General features: G+C 46.3%; 16 protein-coding genes. 13 read left to right on the plus strand and 3 right to left on the minus strand.

What is annotated here, in order from left to right; all coding sequences use genetic code 11:
* Positions 1-184: 184 nt before the first annotated feature.
* From WJM45_RS01990 to WJM45_RS02015, 6 genes are all read left to right on the plus strand, one after another.
* Positions 185-706 (plus strand): lipocalin family protein, encoded by a 522-nt coding sequence (locus WJM45_RS01990; RefSeq protein WP_341327331.1) that lies wholly within the window; start codon positions 185-187, stop codon positions 704-706.
* A complete protein-coding gene (locus WJM45_RS01995) occupies positions 703-1,167 on the plus strand; it encodes an SRPBCC family protein (protein WP_341327332.1) in 465 nt (154 codons plus the stop codon). The genes WJM45_RS01990 and WJM45_RS01995 overlap by 4 nt, the downstream gene beginning before the upstream one ends.
* Before the next feature lie 16 nt (positions 1,168-1,183).
* Positions 1,184-1,600, plus strand: a complete 417-nt coding sequence (locus WJM45_RS02000) for a DUF1499 domain-containing protein (protein WP_341327333.1) — start codon at positions 1,184-1,186, stop codon at positions 1,598-1,600.
* A gap of 31 nt (positions 1,601-1,631) precedes the next feature.
* A complete protein-coding gene (locus WJM45_RS02005; protein ID WP_341327334.1) occupies positions 1,632-2,588 on the plus strand; it encodes a DUF523 and DUF1722 domain-containing protein in 957 nt (318 codons plus the stop codon).
* 190 nt (positions 2,589-2,778) lie between these two features.
* The gene (locus WJM45_RS02010; protein WP_341327335.1) at positions 2,779-3,681 is read left to right on the plus strand and encodes a DMT family transporter; all 903 of its coding nucleotides are present in this window, start codon (positions 2,779-2,781) and stop codon (positions 3,679-3,681) included.
* 48 nt (positions 3,682-3,729) lie between these two features.
* Entirely contained in the window at positions 3,730-4,233 is a 504-nt protein-coding gene (locus WJM45_RS02015) for a hypothetical protein (protein WP_341327336.1), read from the plus strand.
* Positions 4,234-4,677: 444 nt separating this feature from the next.
* Here the strand turns inward: WJM45_RS02015 and WJM45_RS02020 are convergent, their stop codons facing one another.
* Both WJM45_RS02020 and WJM45_RS02025 read right to left on the minus strand, forming a co-directional pair.
* Positions 4,678-4,941 (minus strand): helix-hairpin-helix domain-containing protein, encoded by a 264-nt coding sequence (locus WJM45_RS02020; protein ID WP_341327337.1) that lies wholly within the window; start codon positions 4,939-4,941, stop codon positions 4,678-4,680.
* 346 nt (positions 4,942-5,287) lie between these two features.
* A complete protein-coding gene (locus WJM45_RS02025; protein ID WP_341327338.1) occupies positions 5,288-6,610 on the minus strand; it encodes a UDP-glucose/GDP-mannose dehydrogenase family protein in 1,323 nt (440 codons plus the stop codon).
* Positions 6,611-6,734: 124 nt separating this feature from the next.
* Between WJM45_RS02025 and WJM45_RS02030 the strand changes: the two genes are divergently transcribed.
* The 4 genes from WJM45_RS02030 to WJM45_RS02045 all read left to right on the plus strand — a co-directional run bounded on the left by WJM45_RS02030 (position 6,735) and on the right by WJM45_RS02045 (position 14,089).
* Positions 6,735-8,855, plus strand: coding sequence for a bifunctional (p)ppGpp synthetase/guanosine-3',5'-bis(diphosphate) 3'-pyrophosphohydrolase (locus tag WJM45_RS02030; protein ID WP_341327339.1), 2,121 nt, complete (start codon positions 6,735-6,737; stop codon positions 8,853-8,855).
* Positions 8,856-9,112: 257 nt separating this feature from the next.
* The gene (polA, locus tag WJM45_RS02035; RefSeq protein WP_341328903.1) at positions 9,113-11,836 is read left to right on the plus strand and encodes a DNA polymerase I; all 2,724 of its coding nucleotides are present in this window, start codon (positions 9,113-9,115) and stop codon (positions 11,834-11,836) included.
* Positions 11,837-12,187: 351 nt separating this feature from the next.
* Complete coding sequence (locus WJM45_RS02040) at positions 12,188-13,036, plus strand: HDOD domain-containing protein (protein ID WP_341327340.1); 849 nt, start codon at positions 12,188-12,190, stop codon at positions 13,034-13,036.
* A 171-nt stretch (positions 13,037-13,207) separates the two neighbouring features.
* Entirely contained in the window at positions 13,208-14,089 is an 882-nt protein-coding gene (locus WJM45_RS02045) for an MBL fold metallo-hydrolase (RefSeq protein ID WP_341327341.1), read from the plus strand.
* A gap of 750 nt (positions 14,090-14,839) precedes the next feature.
* Here the strand turns inward: WJM45_RS02045 and yihA are convergent.
* A complete protein-coding gene (gene yihA, locus WJM45_RS02050) occupies positions 14,840-15,445 on the minus strand; it encodes a ribosome biogenesis GTP-binding protein YihA/YsxC (RefSeq protein WP_341327342.1) in 606 nt (201 codons plus the stop codon).
* A 410-nt stretch (positions 15,446-15,855) separates the two neighbouring features.
* On the opposite strand from yihA, the gene WJM45_RS02055 reads away from it, so the two are divergent.
* The 3 genes from WJM45_RS02055 (at position 15,856) to WJM45_RS02065 (ending at position 19,586) form a co-directional block, all read left to right on the plus strand.
* On the plus strand, positions 15,856-16,536 hold the full coding sequence (locus WJM45_RS02055) for a c-type cytochrome (protein ID WP_341327343.1): 681 nt from the start codon (positions 15,856-15,858) through the stop codon (positions 16,534-16,536).
* A gap of 849 nt (positions 16,537-17,385) precedes the next feature.
* Positions 17,386-18,006, plus strand: a complete 621-nt coding sequence (locus tag WJM45_RS02060) for a thiol:disulfide interchange protein DsbA/DsbL (protein ID WP_341327344.1) — start codon at positions 17,386-17,388, stop codon at positions 18,004-18,006.
* 44 nt (positions 18,007-18,050) lie between these two features.
* Entirely contained in the window at positions 18,051-19,586 is a 1,536-nt protein-coding gene (locus WJM45_RS02065) for a GGDEF domain-containing protein (protein WP_341327345.1), read from the plus strand.
* Positions 19,587-19,821: the final 235 nt, after the last annotated feature.

The raw sequence follows: 19,821 nt of genomic DNA on the forward strand, positions 1-19,821 counted from the left end.
TTACTGTAAAGATAAGCCTATAAAAAGCATTTTTTCACGAAAATAAAAATTAAGGAAATAGTCAATAAGTCGTAAGGTACGCATCATGTACCTTTTTTAGGCTCTATAACTCGGTAAGGCTTGTGAAACGGTACGCGATGTCCTACACACTATTCAAATTTCAATGTTTGAACACAGGAAAACCATGAAACGTATCATATTAATCGGATTGTTATTTTTAACGGGATGCGTCGATTTGCCGGAAGGTATTACGCCGGTCGGCAATTTCGAAGTCGAGCGCTATCTAGGAAAATGGTATGAGATAGCTCGACTCGATCACCGGTTTGAAAGAGGTTTGACCCATATTTCCGCCGAATACAGTTTGAGAGAAGATGGCGGTCTTAAGGTAATCAACAAGGGTTACAATACCGAATACCAGGAATGGGATAGCGCCGAAGGCAAGGCTTATTTCGTTGGCCGGCCCGATATCGGTCGTCTGAAAGTTTCTTTTTTCGGGCCGTTTTACGGCGGTTACAACATCATTGCATTGGATAAGGAAAACTATAGTTATGCGATGATTACGGGTCCCGATCGCGATTATTTATGGATTTTATCGCGGACGCCGACGCTAGCCCCTGAGATTGTCGAGCGATTGGTTGCTCAAGCGAAGGCGTTGGGTTTTGCGGTCGATCAGTTGATTTATACCGAACAAACACAAACACCGTGAAGCTATATCGCCTTTATCGACGTCAGTCATTGAGGCTTTCTTTGTCGGAAGCGTGGGACTTTTTTTCGTCGCCCCATCATCTGAATGACATTACGCCGGATTTTTTCAACGTGAGGATTACGTCCGACGTTCCGGATCGAATCTATGCCGGCTTATTGATCGCTTATCGCATGAAGGCGGTATTCGGCTTTCCGATGACATGGCTTTCGGAAATTAGCCATTGCGATGAACCGAATTATTTTATTTATCAACAGCGAATCGGGCCTTTCAAATTTTGGAGCCATGAAGTGCGTCTGACAGAACAAGGCCAAGACGTTGTTTTAGAAGATATCATGTTTTACGCGATGCCTTTGGGTTGGCTAGGCGTTATACTCAATCAATTATTGATTGCCGACAGGCTCGACCGGATTTTTGCGGTCCGGCGTGACTATATCAAGGCAAAATGGGGGAGTGATGATTAAACGGGAGATATTGATAATGCTATGTTTTGCGTGGTTCATTAAAAATGCTCAGGCGGAAAGCGCGCCTGGCTTGGTTGACGGTCACTTGAAAAATTGCCCGGGTTCGCCTAACTGTGTGAACAGTGAACAGGACGATATTGAACCGATAGCCTTCGGCGACCTTTCGGCGGACGAGGCCTGGCAAAAGTTGCAGCAGGCAATTAGCGGCGAAGGAGGCGAGTTGAAAAGTGTTTCCGGCGACTATCTCTGGGCGATTTTCAAAACGCCGATGCTGCGTTTTACTGATGACGTTGAAGCCAGACTCGATTCCGGTAACCGGCAAATTCATTTGCGTTCCGCATCGCGTGTCGGTTATTCCGACTTTGGAACCAATCGTAGGCGTCTGGAATCTATTAAAAACCGTTATCAGCGGTTGTCGAAAGCAGCAGATTGATAGCGCTTGGATATGGCACCATGGAGTGACTATGATGAACGAACACGCACATAAAATCAGGGTTGGCATCAGCAGTTGCCTGCTTGGTGAGGAGGTCCGTTTTGACGGCGGTCATAAAAGCAATGCCTATATTCGTAAAACCTTGAGCTATTATTTCGAGTTTGTGCCTTTTTGTCCGGAAGTCGAAAGCGGCATGGGCATTCCTCGCCCGACAATTCAGCTCAGATATACCGATGCAGGTGTTCGCTGCGTCGGCGTCAAGGATCATAGTATCGATGTGACCGATCAATTGCTTAGCTGCTCCGAACAACAGCGGCACTGGCTGGATGGGTTGTGTGGTTATATCCTGAAGAAGGATTCGCCGAGTTGCGGAATGGCGCGAGTCAAAATATATCGAGAGGATCATGCGGATCGAGTCGGTACGGGCATATTCGCGCAATTCGTCAAAGACAATTTTCCGCTGTTGCCGATGGAAGAAGAGGGGCGTTTAGGCGACCCGAGGTTGCGCGAGAATTTTATTCAACGGGTCTATGTGATGTATCGCTGGAAATTGTTGTGCGCTGAGCCGATAACACCGAGCCGGCTAACGGTTTTTCACAGCCAACATAAACTGATTGCGATGAGCCACGATCAGAACGAGGCGAGGGACCTCGGGCGCTTAGCCGCCAGTGCCGTTAAAGGCAACGCCCAGGAAATTGCAGGGCAATACGGTACTGCCTTAATGCGCTGTCTTAAAAAAACGGCAAGCCGGGGTAATCATGTCAATGTGTTGCAGCATATTCAAGGTTATTTGAAAAAATCGCTCGATGCGGACGACAAAGCCGAATTGACCGAAACGATAGAGCGCTATCGCTTGGGACTGTTGCCGTTAATTGTGCCTATCACGCTGCTTCGTCATCATTTTCGCAGGCAACCGGACCCTTTTATCGAGCAATCGTATTATATGTCGCCTTACCCTGAAGAATTGACGATAATGAATGAGATTTAGGATTGGGCTCTAAATTATTTTTCTTTTTCCTCGTTCCCACAGTGGACCTTGGGAACGAGGAAAAAAGTGAAAGATGAAAGATGAAAGATGTGTTCTGTGGGAGTGGTCCCTAGATTCCTTTCTCGGTAAATCTCATAGCTTCAAGGTGTTATTTGTCACTAAATTGCAAGTTTAGCCCGTGTTCTTTTAGATGCGCATTTTTCTGGCTTTTTGCTCAATCATCGTACTGTGGTCGACAACGCCGTTGGCGATAAAATGGAGCGGCGAAGGTCCGGGGTTTTTATTCGGCGTTGCCGCGCGTATGGTCATTGGACTAGCTTGTTTGTTGCCTTTTGTCTTATTTGCCCGGCGCAAATTTCCTGTCGATCGAAAGGCATGGTTGACTTATTTTGCGGTGGCGTTGCAAATTTACGGAGCGATGCTTTCGGTTTACTGGGCCGCGCAGTTTATTCCGTCCGGTTGGATCTCAGTCATTTTCGGGTTGACGCCGATGTTGACTGCGTTCATGTCGGCATTATGGCTCAATGAACGCAGTCTCGGCTTATTGCAATTAATTTCTTATGGCTTGGGGCTTGCCGGCTTATTCGTGATGTTCGGCACTGCTATGGGTATTAGCCGGGATGCAGCAATTGGTATTGGCGGCGTGACGCTTGCGTCATTTTTGCAATCGGCCAGCTCGGTTTTAGTCAAACGCATCGGGGCGGCCTTGCCGTCGGTAACGCAAGTGACCGGCGGTTTATTAGTAGCTGTGCCGTTGTATTTGATTACCTGGTACCGAGGCGACGGCGTTTGGCCCGATATCATTCCGGCGCAGAGCCTTTTATCGATTGTGTATTTGGGAGCCGTTGCCACGACGATTGGATTTGCTCTGTATTATTATGTGCTGATCCATGTTCCCGCGACAAAGGTTGCCTTGATCACCTTAGTGACGCCGGTTATGTCGTTATTGATCGGCAATGCGGTCAACCGCGAACCACTTAATGAAAAGGTTCTAATTGGCGCCGGCTTAATCATGGGCGCCTTGCTGCTGCATCAATACAGCAGTTTATTCAGGCGTAAAGAAAAAAACAAAACAGCGATCAGAAGGACTTGATGAAGGCTATGTTTGCTTTAACAGTTGAAAGCACGAAATACAACGGTAATGCCGATTTTTGATCCACATACTTTTAATCACAGCGATCGTTCCGGAGGGCTAATGCTGGACTTCTTAAAACCGAAAAACGTTAAAATTGCCGAGTCAGTCGCACGACTGTTCCATCCGATTCTTCACGATATAAGGTCTAGTAATGACGGGGCTTTGCCGGTATCGGTATTGCAGGATGATTATTTGATCGGCTATTTAGCAGGGTCGGTAGCTGTGGCCGCGAGTTTTGCGGGCATAACGAATCCCAAGATCAACGGGCTTACCAACCTACACTTTTTTGAACGCTTGTTTCCGAAGCATGGCATGACTATTTGTCGGCAGCACCCGGAAAAAATGTCTTCTTCCGAAAAATATTTATCAGCCTACCAAGAAGGAGTTGAAAGTTTTAATAAAGTAATTGGTAGTTTAGAAGAAAAGGGGTTAAAAAACATAACTGCTAATGAAGTGAATTTAGGATCATTAAGCGAGCATATAGCCCATGTTTACCCTCTAAGAAGCTAGAAAACCAAAATATATATAGCCGGCGGAAGTCTGGGGCTGTTATGAATCAATCCAGAAAAAGCTGTTTACCGTTTACCATGAAGCTCATGAAAAATTATTCTTTAATTCGATAGCTTGTTGTGGGTTTGTGTCGGTTATATAGAGCGATCGTGCCGCAAAATATTCCGAGTGTGGAGCGAGTCGGCGCCTAATTTTGATTAGCGAACACTATAAACCTGAATTCGGCAGTTTAACCATGAAGCACATGAAGTTCATGAAGGATTCCAAGAACTTACCAAATCCTTCTCGCTAACCTTTTTGGTGGGCGAAAGTTCTATACAAACGCGTAATAAGCTATTGAATTAACTTCCTATTCTTTATGATCTTCATGGTGAAATGCTTTTTCTAGGATAAAACAACCGGTTGGTTTAATTGCCAACCGGTTGTTTCGGTTAACGAAGTGGATTATTTTTTAGCGGGATCGCTAAGTAAGATATCGGCCATATTGCTTTCAACTGTTTTTTCTCCGATTCCGGAAACATTGGCCAATTCTTCGACGGATTTAAAGTCACCGTTTTCGGTTCTGTATTGCACGATCGCTTCGGCTTTTTTCAAGCCAATGCCTTTCAATGCTTCGGAAATCGTTTGAGCATCGGCATTGTTGATGTTAACCGGTGTCGCAAACGCGTTAAACGAAAGTAGTGCTAATAATGCTAAGATTTTGTTCATATTTTTCTCTCTTATTAAGTTTAACTTAAAGTGGGATAAAACAATTGAACAGTCTAAGTTTATAGCCAACCACGATCGCCTTAGTCTATTCGCTAGCAATAGTAGTCATTCGTGCTAATAATTCAAGCATATTTAGCGAAAAACAGGAAAAAACCGATGATCCTAGAAAAAGCATTTCACCATGAAGATCATGAAGAATAAGAAGTTAACTCAATAACTTGTCATTCGTTTATGAACAACTTTCGCTCACCTGAAAGGTTAGCTGCAATGTTTAGGTAATCTATTGAAATACTTCATGAACTTCATGTGCTTCATGGTTGAGCTGCCGAATTTAGGATGATGTCTCTTAACGTCCGATCGCGTAATAAGCCAAACCGCTTTGTTTGACAAATGCAGGCTCGAACATATTTCGGCCATCGAAAATAACTTTGTCTCGCAAGGCTTGACTCAAATGATCGAAATCCGGACTGCGGAATTGCTTCCATTCGGTTACGATCGCTAACGCATCGGCATCTTCCAATGCTTCGTTTTGGTCTTCGGCATAAATTAAGCCATTTTTATTGCCGTAAATGCGCTTGGCTTCTTCCAAAGCTTCAGGGTCGTAAGCTCGAACGGTAGCGCCGGCATCGATCAAGGCTTCCAGTAGCACTCGGCTTGGCGCTTCGCGCATGTCGTCGGTATTGGGTTTGAACGACAGTCCCCAGATTGCGAAAACCTTACCTTTCAAGTTGCCGTTGTAATGATGCCGGATTTTTTCGAATAAACGTTTTTTTTGCCGGTCGTTGACATTTTCGACGGCATTTAATAACTCGGCTTGATATCCGACTTGCTTTGCGGTCCGTTCCAATGCTTTGACATCCTTAGGAAAGCATGAGCCTCCGTAGCCGCAGCCCGGATAGATAAAGCTGTAACCGATGCGACTGTCCGAACCGATGCCTTGACGAACATGTTCGATATCGGCGCCCAGTTTTTCGGCCAAGTTAGCCAGTTCGTTCATGAAGCTGATTTTGGTTGCCAGCATTGCGTTTGCGGCATATTTAGTCAATTCGGCAGATCGAATATCCATCGTGATAACCCGTTCGCGACTGCGGTTGAACGGAGCGTAGAGTGCTTTGAGTAATTCGGCGGTTCTTGGATTGTCGGTTCCGACAATGATACGGTCCGGCTTCATGAAATCGTCGAGCGCGGCGCCTTCCTTCAAAAATTCGGGATTCGACACAACGTCGAATTCCAAATCATTCTTGCCTCGTTCTTGAAGTATGTGGGTCATGGCTTCTTTGACTTTGTCGGCAGTGCCGACGGGTACCGTGGATTTATCGATTACGACTCGATAACCTTCCATGTGTTGGGCAATGCTTTTAGCGACCGCAAGAACATATTGCAAATCGGCTGAGCCGTCTTCGTCAGGCGGCGTTCCGACCGCGATGAATTGAAATAAACCATGACCGACCGCTTCTTTGACATCGGCGGTAAACCGCAAACGGCCGGCTTCCTGATTTTCTTTAACCATGGCTTCCAGTCCAGGCTCATAGATAGGGATGATGCCTTGCTTGAGTTTTTCGATCTTGGTTTCGTCGATATCCATGCAGATCACATCATTACCCACTTCCGCTAAGCAAGTTCCTGTCACCAGTCCGACATAACCGCTTCCAAATACAGTGATTTTCATAATCTTTGAGTTACCCTTACAATATAAAAACAGAATATCCGAGTTTCGAGCGAATGAGCCTCAACATTAACGCGCGATAGCCTATCATGATTGCCAACTTTCTCGAATCCTTTACAATCGCCTAATGAAAAAACAACTTCCGTCAATCGAGCAATTATTTTCAGGGTTTTCCGCCGAAGATGCCGCTCAAATTGAAAAGGCCTTGGCTATTGTCGACGAGGCTGACAGTAATTCGCTTAATATTAGACCAAAAGGGATTGCGGTCGCGATGATTTTGGGTAGTGTTTATAGCGATTTGTCCAGCATACTGGCTGCGTTATTAAGCGATTCGCGATTAGCCGGTCGTTTAGCCGCGGTCGAAATTAAGCAACAATTCGGCGAAACGGTTGCGGGTTTAGTCAAGGATGTCAATTGGCTCAATAATTTACGGGTCTACAGCCCGGAATTGACACACGAGCCCAATCAAAATGAAACGCTCAGACGAATGCTATTGGCGATGACGCACGATGTGCGCTCGGTGCTGATCAAGCTGGCCTATCGTATTGAGCGTCTGCGGGGGATATCGGCGGAAGAACCGGGTGTCCGGCGGTTTATCGCGCAAGAGACCCTGGATGTCTATGCGCCGTTGGCGAACCGGCTCGGGGTGAGTCAATTTAAATGGGAGCTTGAGGATCTAGCGTTTCGCTATCTCGAGCCGGATAATTATAAGCGCATTGCCGAATCGCTTGCCGATAAGCGCATTCATCGTGAAGATTGTATTCAAATATTCATAGAAGACCTCCGTCGAATTCTTAAGGAAGAAGGTCTTACGGCAAAAGTTTATGGAAGGCCCAAGCATATTTACAGCATTTGGAACAAAATGCGCCGCAAGCAGTTAGCTATCGACGATCTTTACGATCTGCTTGCGGTGCGCGTGATCGTCGATAGCTTGACGGCTTGTTATAGCGTATTGGGTTTGGCGCATAGCCATTGGAAATACATTCCTAAAGAATTCGATGATTACATCGCCAACCCCAAGGAAAATGGTTATCAATCCTTGCATACCGTGATCGTCGACCGAAAAGGTAATCGTATCGAAATCCAGATTCGTACCCGTTCGATGCATGAATTTGCTGAATTAGGGGTTGCCGCGCATTGGCGTTACAAGGAAGGCAGTAAGCACGATGCCGCAACCGAAAAGAATATCGCTTCGTTGCGTCAATTGCTGGAATATAAGGATAGCGGCGAAAATTTAATCGAAAATTTTCGAACCGAGCTTTTTTCTGACCGGGTCTTTGTGTTGACGCCGGCCGGAAAATTGATCGATCTAATTAAAGGTTCCACGCCTCTCGATTTTGCTTATGCGATACATACCGAAATCGGTCACGGTTGTCGCGGCGCGAAAGTCAACGGACGTATCAAGCCCTTAACTTATAAGCTCAAGTCGGGCGATCAGGTTGAGATCATTACGGTTAAAAACGGCGAGCCGAATCATAACTGGCTCGATCCGAACTTGGGTTATTTAAAAACGCCGCGCGCGGCCTCGAAGGTCAGAAGTTGGTTTAGACAACAGCAGCAAGCCGAAAATGTTGTTTTCGGCAAACAAATTCTGGATAAGGAAAGTAAACGATTAGGCTTGAAGGCGGTTGAGCTGGATGAATTGCTCAGCTATTTCAAATTTAACGATGCAGAGCTTTTTTATGAAGCGATAGGTCGCGGCGATATCACCAATCGGCAGTTGGTAGCCGCGCTGAAAATTCCCGAATTCGCAGAGCCCGCCTATCCTTCCTCCAGAGGAAGCGAGAGCAAGCCGACGGCAAAATCGGTTATCACCGTTGCCGGTATCGATAATGTGGTAACCAGTTTGGCGCAATGCTGTTGTCCGGTCAAAGGCGACGATATCATCGGTTTCATCTCGCATAAGCGTGGTATCACAATCCACCGGCGCGACTGCGAAAATATTTTGACTCTCAGTCCAGAACAACAGCCGCAATTGATCGATGCCGAATGGAGTTCGGAGCAGCCATCGCGCCATAATGTGCCGATTATTATTCATGCCTTCAATGCGCAAAATCTGCTCAGCGACGTGACTCGGATCATGATGTATGCTAAGGCACATATTATCGATGCCTCATTAAAAACGCATCCGGATTTATCGGCGATACTGACGATGACGATCAATATCGAAAGCACCGCCCAGTTGAGTTCGGTGCTCGGCAGAATCAGTCAATTACCGAATATATTGGAAGTTAAGCGTAAAACATAATTTGTAATTATTCAGCATAAGTCATGTTTGAGAAGGTGTCAGGCATTGATTTATAAGGCTGTCTGCAACAGGACGTTGCAGTCAGAGCTTACAGGGATGTATTCACCCAGCACCTAAATACCATAATCCATTTGCTATGATAAACAATTTTGGATTATTTAGGTGCTGGGTTCACGCGTCCTTAGAAATCAATGCCTGACACCAGCCTACCGCATGCGCTGAATAGTTACCTTAATTTAAATCACAAACACATCGGCATGATCCAAAATAAACAAAAATATTTGGTATTAATCGACGGCTCGTCTTTTTTATTTCGCGCCTACCATGCGGTTCCGCCTTTGACCAGTCCGGATGGTGCGCCGACCAATGCGATTTACGGGGTGGCCAATATGCTGCGTAAATTGATGGTCGATCATCCGACCGATTATATCGGCGTTATTTTCGATGCGCCGGGAAAGACCTTTAGACATGATTTATACGATCAATACAAGGCGCACCGACCGCCGATGCCGGACGATTTGCGCGTACAAATCGAACCCTTGCACCGCTTGATTCGTGCGATGGGCCTGCCCTTGATCATGCTGCCCGATGTCGAGGCGGACGATGTTATCGGCGCATTTGCGAAGCAAGCCGAGCGAGACGGATTTCAGGTTGTTATTTCAACCGGCGACAAGGATATGGCTCAATTGGTTACCGAGCATATCACGCTCGAAAACACGATGTCCGGCAGCCGCACCGATCGCCAAGGCGTGATCGAGAAGTTCGGCGTGACACCTGAACAAATCATCGATTATTTGGCCTTGATGGGGGACACGGTCGACAATATTCCCGGCGTGCCGAAGGTCGGGCCGAAAACGGCGGCTAAATGGCTAAACGAATATCAAACGCTGGAAAGATTGATCGAATGCGCCGATCAAATCAAAGGCAAGATCGGCGAGAATCTACGAAATGCGCTCGATCAACTGCCGTTGTCGAAGCAATTGACCACGATTGATTGCGATGTTCCGTTGCCATGCTCGGCGGAGGAATTGAAAATGAATACGGTCGATCAAGGCGAACTCGAGTCGATGCTTGTCGAATTGGGTTTTACGTCTTGGTTGAAAATACTGGAACAGTCCGGCGAAGCCGGCTCCGGCCGGGACGCGAAAGCTGTTGAAAGTCCGCAAGCGATTGAGGCGCGTTATGAAACGATCTTGACCGAACTCGATTTTGCACGGTGGTATGAGCAGCTCGACAAGGCCGAGTTGTTTGCGTTCGATACCGAAACGAGCAGTCTGGATTACAGCCGCGCCGAAATTGTCGGAATATCGTTTGCGGTCGAAGCCGGGCATGCCGCCTATCTGCCGGTCGCGCACGATTATCCGGATGCGCCGGAGCAACTCGATAGAACCGCCGTATTGGAAAAAATGCGTTCCTTGCTGGAAAATCCGAATAAAGCCAAACTGGGACAGAATCTTAAATACGACGCCAACGTGCTGGCTAATCACGGTATAGAACTGCGAGGTATTGCTCACGATACGATGCTCGAATCCTATGTGTTAAACAGTACCGCGACCAAGCACAATATGGATGATTTGGCGAAGAAGTATCTTAACTATACGACGATACATTACGAAGATGTTGCGGGGAAGGGCGCGAAACAGATTCCGTTTCAGGAAGTCGCTATCGAACAGGCGACGCCTTATGCCGCCGAAGATGCCGACATCACCTTGCGTTTACATGAAGTTCTGAGTGAAAAACTCGACCAAAATCCGCCGTTGGTGCAATTGTATCGAGAAATCGAAATTCCTCTGGTCGAGGTGTTGTCGCGTATCGAGAGAAACGGGGTATTGCTCGATACCGAAATGCTGGCGCGGCAGAGCCAGGAGTTGGCCGCCCAGATTGCCTCGATCGAGCAGCATGCGCACGACCTGGCCGGACAGGCATTCAATTTGGGCTCGCCGAAGCAAATTCAAAGCATTATTTACGATAAGCTGAATTTGCCGGTACTGAAAAAAACTCCGACCGGTCAGCCGTCGACCGACGAATCGGTGCTGCAGGAATTGGCCGCCGATTATCCGTTGCCTCGTTTGATTCTCGAGCATCGCACAACCAGCAAGTTGAAATCGACTTATACCGATAAATTGCCGCAACAGGTCAATCCGAAAACCGGGCGCGTGCATACCTCCTATCATCAAGCGGTCGCGGCGACCGGTCGTTTGTCTTCGTCCGATCCCAATCTCCAGAATATTCCGATTCGCACTCCCGAAGGCAGGCGAATACGGCAGGCTTTCATCGCGTCGCCGGGCTATGTGTTGGTTGCGGCCGATTATTCACAGATCGAGCTGCGCATCATGGCGCATTTGTCCGGCGATGCCGGTCTGTTGGCAGCTTTCAAACAAGGGCAGGATATTCATAGCGCGACCGCGGCCGAGGTCTTCGGGGTCGAGCCTGAGCAAGTTACCGCCGATTTGCGGCGTTCGGCCAAGGCGATCAATTTCGGCTTGATTTACGGCATGTCTTCGTTTGGCTTGGCGCAGCAACTAGGCTTGACGAGAGGGCAGGCGCAATCTTATATCGATATGTATTTCGCGCGGTACCCCGGTGTCAAGGCGTTCATGGATAACATCCGGGTGTTGGCGAAAGAACAGGGGTATGTCGAAACTTTATTCGGCCGTAGGCTTTATTTGCCGGAAATCAATTCGCGCAATCCCGCGCGCCGTCAATACGCCGAACGGACCGCAATCAATGCGCCGATGCAAGGTACAGCCGCCGATATCATAAAACGCGCGATGATCGCTTGCGATCGCTGGCTACAAACAGACTCGCCCGATGCCAGAATGATCATGCAGGTGCATGACGAACTGGTTTTCGAAATCGCCGAGTCGGCCGTTTCCGAGTGCGTCGAAAGATTGAGGGGTTTGATGAGTTCGGCGGCAACGCTCGATGTGCCGTTGATCGTCGATATCGGTACCGGTTTGAATTGGGATGAGGCGCATTAGTCATTTTTTAGATGTATTACGTTTTTATAAGGATTGAACTTTTCCAATATTATTAAATCGTAATGTTATACGTCAGTTATGACGTTGGGTCAGTCCATTCCCCTCCCCCCTCTTTAATGGACTGATTCTTTTCCTCAAGCCCCATTGAATGAATTCTTATCTTTGGGGCTCTCTTTCCGATAGCGTTTCTCTGCTATGCTTAGAATATCGTAACTATATACCCTTTGCTGGTCAGGTTTCGGCGTTTCGTGGCCTTGTGATAAGACTTCGGTAGTCTATGCCGGAATGAACGGCCTTAAAAAGTTGTGTCGGTACTCACATCATGACATTTATCTAAAGAGAGCATTCCCAATGGTTGCCGCTGTCGACAACAAGTTATTCATGTTTGTGGAGAGTATGCCTGCTTTTCCGAAAAGCGTGCAAAGCATTTTAAAGTTAGCCGATGACAATCAATCTTCCGCCAAGGATTTTGTACAAATTATCGAATGCGATCCGGTAATGACGGTCAAGATTTTAAAAATCATTAATTCCCCTTATTACGGTTTACCTCATAAAATCAGTTCGATAACACGCGCTGTCGTTCACCTGGGAATCAATACAGTCAAGAACATGGCGTTAGCCATTGCGGCAATTGGTGTTCTTAAGCCCGATAAAAAAACGGGCTTAAATGCGAATAGTTTTTTAATGCATTCCTTGACGACCGCATTGATTATAAAGTTACTCGCCGAGCGACAAGCCTTATCGCCAAATGAATGCAGCGATTATTTCGTTACCGGTTTATTGCATGACTTTGGTAAGTTGGTCTTTGCACAGTGTTTGCCCGAATCCTTTAGTAAGGCGTTGATCGAAAGCCGTAAGCGGAATGTTTCTTTACATTTGATGGAGCGACAGTATTTAGGTATCGATCACGCTCGTTTGGGTAAGTTGCTAATTGATAAGTGGTGCTTTTCTGAAAAAATCGGTGCTGCGATCGAGCATCATCACGATGAGGACGGCGCCGACGTCTTGCGCGATAGTGTTGCCGCCGCTAATCAAATCAGTAAAGTTTTGTGCTTTGGTGACGGGGGTAATCCGGTAATCGATATGTTTTCGGAAGCGCAGTTCTCGTTGTTCGGTTTGTCTTTGGAGGAGTTGATCGTTTCGCTGGGTGATTTGAGCTCGATTAAAACAGAGGCTTTAATGATGATTAGTTGCAAATGATCGTTCAATTGGAAATTTGGTTCGGGAGTGTGAGTATTTTGCAGGAGCGAAAATTCGCATTCATGCCATCTTTGGCAATCAGACTCCGCATTTGACGCCCCCCTGCCTCCTAAGCACTGCCGAAATTTGAAGTGCGAAACGTATATTTACAACGTTGAATCGAGGGATTGCATGCAATTGAAATTCAGAGGTGTCCGTGGCTCCATTCCGACACCGGGGCCTAATACTGTCAAATATGGCGGGAATACTACCTGCATAGAAATTAGTACCGATAGCGGGGAGTTAATAATTCTCGATGCGGGTACCGGCATTTATTCGTTATCGCAACAACTGGATAAAGACAAGCCGGTCGATGCGCATATTTTCATTACCCACACGCACTGGGATCATATTCAGGGGTTGCCCTTTTTTGCGCCCGCTTTTATGCCGGGCAATCGTATCACGATATACGGCGGGTTGGACCCAGTGACTCAGCAAGGCATACAAAGGGCGCTGGCTGTTCAATTACAATACAGTTTTTTTCCGATTCGGGAGGCCGAGTTAAAAGCAACTGTTCGTTATGTGACTTTGATGCCAGGCAAAAGCGTTATGGTGGGCGACGCCCGAATTACACCGTTATTGCTGAATCATCCTGTTCTAAATTTCGGGTATCGCATCGAGTGCGACGGCCGGTCTGTTTTTTTTACCGGGGATTACGAACCGTTGTTTAATATTTACCGGCCCGATGATCAGGAATACGAGCCTTTTCAAACCATGGTCGATGAAAGATTCATCGAAGTGTGCGCCTTTCTACATGGTGTCGATGCATTGATTGTCGATGCGTCCTATACCGAGGAAGAGTATGTGTTTAAGAAGGGATGGGGGCATGGAACCTATCAATCAGGGCTAAACTTGGCGGTCCGTTCCGATGTCAAGCGCTTGTTTTTTACCCATCACGAACCCAATCGCACCGATATGGATTTGGATAAAATCTATCGTCAATTGCTCGAACAGAACCAAAAATTAGGTATAGAGTTAAACATGGCGCGCGAAGGTGTCGAATATGTTATCTGAAGTCGATGTCGTTAGAATTTTTTAGAAAAAGTATACCTATAGCAGATCAAAATTCGGCGCAGGTGTGCCCGTCAAAGGACCCGGCACCTAAATTACTCCCTTTTGACCGAAAAAGCGTATAAGAACGAGAAGGTGTGGGGTATGCCTAGCGAGGATGTCGGTGGCAGGGAGCCGCCGTCAAGCCCCCATGGACGGGTTCACGGCGCTCCTCGATAGGCTACCCCATACCCAACAAAGTTGAACGATTCTTCAGTAAGAAGGGAGTAGTAAGACTATTAACCATGACCGATGGAATTTAGGGGCCACTGCCATTAAGTTAAGCCATCACAGAATTAAGTAATGCTTGTATCCAGGATCTACTTTGCCTCCAAAGCTTGCCATCCATGGCACTGGATTCCGCCAGTCCATGGCGGAATGACGGGCTTCCCTTAACTTAATGGTAGTGAATTTAGGGGCTGGGTGAATATGTCCATGCTTAATGCCATCATCCATGCTGGCGAAGCCTGTCAAACGTGTTGCCGAACCTTCAATATAGCTCGTTCTAGGACGTTATTTATACTCATCGGAGATCAAAATTCGGCGCCGAGGTGCCCGTCAAAGGACGCCGTGAATACGTCCCTGTAGGCTCTATGCCAGCTCCATGCTGGCAAAGCCTTTGCCGAGCACCCCGGCGCCTCCTTAGGTACTGCCGAAATTTGAAGTGCGAAAGGTATATCGCGAAATCCTAAGAGCATCGAAATTATTTCGAGTTTATGACGATTCAAAGTTCAGCCATTGATCGAGTAAGTGATGGGTTTCGTCGACGCCTTGCCTTTTTAAGGCCGAAAATAATTGAACAGTAACGGGGACTTGAGCGCCTGAAATTTCTTTTTGCACGGCTAGTAAGGTGCTTTTTGCCGCGCCGAATTTCAATTTATCGGCTTTAGTTAGCAGGATATGTAACGGCAGCCGGGTTTGTTTGCACCAGTCTACCATTTGGCGGTCGAATTCGGTCAGTGGATGGCGAATATCCATTACCAACACAATGCCGCATAGCGTTTTACGATTATTTAGATAGGTTTCGATCATGCGGTGCCATTGTTTTTTGATTTCCAATGGCACTTTGGCATAACCATAGCCCGGTAAATCGACAAAGCGCGTGGTTTCCGTTATCGAGAAAAAATTCAATAATTGAGTTCTTCCTGGGGTTTTACTGATACGCGCCAACGATTTTTGACCGGTCAGCGTATTGATTGCGCTGGATTTACCCGCGTTGGAGCGGCCCGCAAATGCGACCTCGAGTCCTATATCCTCGGGGGCGTCTTTAACGTGAGGGGCGCTATTTATGAATTTTGCTTGATGATACACTGGATTCATCGTTATCTCGCTTAGCTGGGGTATTTAGAGTAAAATTTCCGGATAGATCCGATAGGCCTGTGCCGCTTGAGGGGGGGGTCGGCCTTTGAGGTTCGCAAATCGTCGCGGTCCAATGAAAAACCGCTAGGGTCGGCTTTTATGATTTATACTTCGAGCGGACATGTTTTTGGCTTTTGTGACGAAGCTATTTTGTTTGACAATAATGCTATTGGCTCTCTTTTTCGTCCCTCAATTGGCTATGTTTAATGATAGGTAATGAGGCTGTGAGTCATTTGCAAGCGTCCCGGTGCCGAATTTTGATTTAACCATGGGTTTAACTGTATTTTTGCAATGCTGCTATCGGACAAAAGAGCCGGTTAGATAATTAAAATGAAATCGCTAGAATTATACTATTCCGGAAGGGGAATCTAATGAAAAATAAACTATTGGCACTTTCAATTGCTCTGTTGTTCATGAGTCAGCCGGTCATTCTACATGCAGAAGGCAATAGTAAGGCAGGAAAAGAAAAAGCGACCGCCTGCGCGGGTTGTCACGGCGAAAACGGCAATAGTGCCGTAACCAATTTTCCGAAGTTAGCTCAACAGCATGCCTCATATCTGATCAAGACGCTAAATGCCTTCAAAAGCGGAGAACGAAACAATCCGATGATGAGTCCGATCGCGATGGGCTTGAGCGATAAAGATATGGCCGATATTGCCGCCTATTATGCCGAGCAAAAGATTTCTACGAATAGTCTGCCGGTCTTGCAAAAAGACGAAGATGACGACGAAGATGACAGCGAGGATTCTGCAGGTGCAAGTGAAGACATCAAAGAGCTATTGGCCTTAGGTAGCGATCTCTACCGGAATGGGGTGTTGGCGAGCGAGGTGTCTGCTTGCATCGCTTGTCACGGTCCTTTTGGAGAAGGGAACAGGCCGGCGGCATTTCCTGCGCTTAAGTCGCAGCATGCCGATTATTTGATCAAGACGCTCATCGATTTCAAAAGCGGAGAGCGGAGTAATAACCCCGAAAATATGATGCATATGATTGCCAAAAAAATGACTGAACGCGAAATCAAAGCAGTGTCTTATCATATTTCGGTCATGAAGTAAGCAATGCCCCACTGCTTTTATAAGGCGACTTAGACCGCTGATTTATACCCATCGTAGATCAAAATTCGGCGCCTGGGTGTCCGCTAAAGGACGCCGTGAATACGTCCATGTAGGCTCTATGCCAGCTCCATGCTGGCAAAGCCTTTATCGGACACCCAGGCACCTCCTCAGGCACTGCCGAAATTTGAAGTGCGAAAGGTATAATCCTCCGATTAAGCGCATTTCTTACGATCCGTGTGCTTGTGTAACGACCGAACGGCAATTCCGTTCGGTCGTTTATTTAGGATTTGGTTATAAATAACCTCCCTATTTTTAATGCAAGGTAAGCAGGTTTGGTAGCTCGATTGGCAGGTGTCGGCGACAGGGCAGATTTTTGCTCCTCGGCAATTGCTGAGTTACAAGGATGTAATGAATGTAGAAAATGCAGGAGCATTTTTCTGCCCGCATTGCCCTAATACATGCCATCCATGGCAATCAGATTCCGACGTCAAGCCTACATGGACGTATTCACCCAGCACCTAAATTCCATAGCTCGTTGGCTATGGTTAACTTCCTTTGATAATTTAGGTGCTGGGCCTGTCAAGCGAGTTAACGAACCTGCTACAAAACTCATAGCTCCAGGTAGTTATTTTTCACGAAATCCTTAGCGGATCGGTAAAATTAAATTTCCCGGTATGTCATTATTGCCCGGCTTTAATATTTTATAACCGGAAGATGTTAAAGCTGGGCAAAGGTTTGAATGGTAATTCGATAGTTTGGTGGGCGATTATCGGTTTTTTGTCACGTTATTTGCCTTTTTTGGCGTCAATATGTTTTTATCGAGCCTGCATTTTAAGGAGAACTTGAATCATGTTAAATAATAAAATTGTTGTTAGTGCTTTTTTTGTGTTATTAGGTTTAGCCGGTCTGGTAAATGCAAAATCTCCGGGTTACGAAGTCTTGTCTACGCCGCAACCGACTCAAAACCCCGATAAGGTCGAAGTGATCGAGTTCTTTTGGTACGGCTGCCCGCATTGCTATCATTTGGAACCTTATTTGAACAAATGGCTAAAAACTAAGCCCGATAATGTTGATTTTATCCGGCAGCCGGCTATCTTTAGTAGTTTATGGGAAAAACACGCCAAGGCGTATTTCACGGCGGAAGCGCTAGGTGTCGTCGATAAGGTGCATGCCGATTTTTTCGATGCGATTCAGAACAAAAAACAAAAAATGGAAAGCGAAGAACAGCTGCTTAAGTTCTTTAGCGAGCATGGCGTTACTGAGGTCGATTTCCGCAATGCCTATAACTCCTTTCCTGTTGATTACAAAGTGCGCCAAGCTAAAACCATGGCGGCTCGTTATGGCGTCAATGGCGTTCCCGCTTTGATTATCAACGGTAAATACCGTACAAGCGGGTCGCTGGCCAAGACTCAGCAAAACATGATTGAAGTCATGAATCGTCTAATAGAAAAGGAAAGTTCCAGTCAATAATATTAACCGCCCGATGGCTATGGGTTAAATCAGAGGTTTGTTCGATGGTTGCTTGGTCTAGGAAAGATTTCGATAGCGAATGGAAAGGTAAGTATTTTAAGTTGCTGCACGAGCAGGAAACTGCCGACAAGCAAACGCAAGAAAACGAAGTACTGTTATGTAAAACAATAGCCCGGCTGACTTTAGCGGCGAAAGGGTTGAATCATCAACTCGACCCTTTTTTGATGCGGATTCATAAAACAGTTAAATCCGGGTTGAAGAGCGCGCAATTAAAAATAGAACTCGAAGGCTTGACCAAGTTTTCATTCAATATCGGTGATTCCGAGATGAGTGCTTTCAATGCCGTGCTTTTGTTCGATTATTTGCTCAAATTGTATACCGATGACAAGACCGTCAAGGTTTTAAAGGTATTGCAGCAAAAATTCGAAAACGGCGAATTTAAAACCAACGATGAGTTGTTTTTGGCCTTGGTCAATGCAACTGAGCCTCAATCTATAGAGTCTTCCGCTGCTCTATCGGGTCACGCCGATAAAATCAAAACCGAGATACTCAGTCAACAGCTTTTATTATTATTGGAAGATATTGAGATTCCGTTCGAGTTCGAGGAGTCGACCGAGCGGTTAAAATCGCGATTGCAAAATCAGTCTTCGGCTTCTTCGTTCAAACAATTATTGAACGATTACGTTTCGCTGTTAGTTAAAATTAAAAATCATATTCAATCCGAACAAAAAGATATTAAGGATTTTTTGTCTGAGTTGACCGAGCAATTAACCGAGTTAGGTTTGCAAGCGATCGGTGCGAATGACGCGAATCGACAAACGCAGATCAACCGTAACGAACTCGATCGCTTTGTTTCGACGCAAATGCAGGAATTACAAGACAGCTCTGCTAAAGCAACAACATTGGAGCCGCTTAAGCAGTTGATCGGTACCCGTATTGCTCTAATCAATAAGGAGATTTTGCACCATCGGGAAAATGAGGAAAGAGCAAGGCAAAAAACCGAGCGACAGCTGAATGAATTGACCGATAAAATTAAACGCATGGAAAGCGAATCGAGCGATTTGAAATTAAAATTATCGATAGCCCTTGATAGGGCATTACGCGATCCTTTGACAGGGCTCGGTAATCGGATGGCTTACGATAATCGTCTCGAGCTCGAGATAACTCGTTGGAATAGGCATAAAAGCCCATTGACGCTGATCATCTGGGATATCGATCATTTTAAAAATATTAACGATACATTGGGTCATAAAGCCGGCGACAAGACATTGAAAATCATTGCTAAATTATTGAGTGAAAATTGTCGGCACTTGGATTTTTTGTCACGCTTCGGGGGGGAGGAGTTTACAATGTTGCTCCCTGAAACCGATCAGGAATCAGCATTGACACTGGCCAATAAGTTACGAAAAATTATCGAAAAAACACGTTTCAACTCAGGTAACGGGTTTCTTACTATCACCTTGTCCTGCGGCATTAGCCAATTCCGAGAAGGCGACACGGCCGAATCGATTTTCGATCGGGCTGACAAGGCGCTTTATCAAGCCAAGCAAATGGGCAGAAATCGTTGCATGGCCGGATGACTCTGGGGCATAAGCGCGAATCGTAGAATGCGCTTCGTGCACCTTTTACTACCTTTATACTCATGCGGGGCGGGTTATTTAACCCATCCCCAACGTTCCGGTTTAGCCTAAGGATTTCGTGAAAAATAACTTCCTGGAGCTATGAGTTTTGTAGCGGGTTCGGTAACTCGCTTGGCAGAGGCTCAGCACCTAAATTCCATAGGTCTTTGGCAATTATTCAAAATCATGGCTTATT

Origin of the sequence: Methylotuvimicrobium sp. KM2 (assembly GCF_038051925.1) — a bacterium.
In the GTDB taxonomy this organism is placed as follows: Bacteria; Pseudomonadota; Gammaproteobacteria; order Methylococcales; family Methylomonadaceae; genus Methylotuvimicrobium.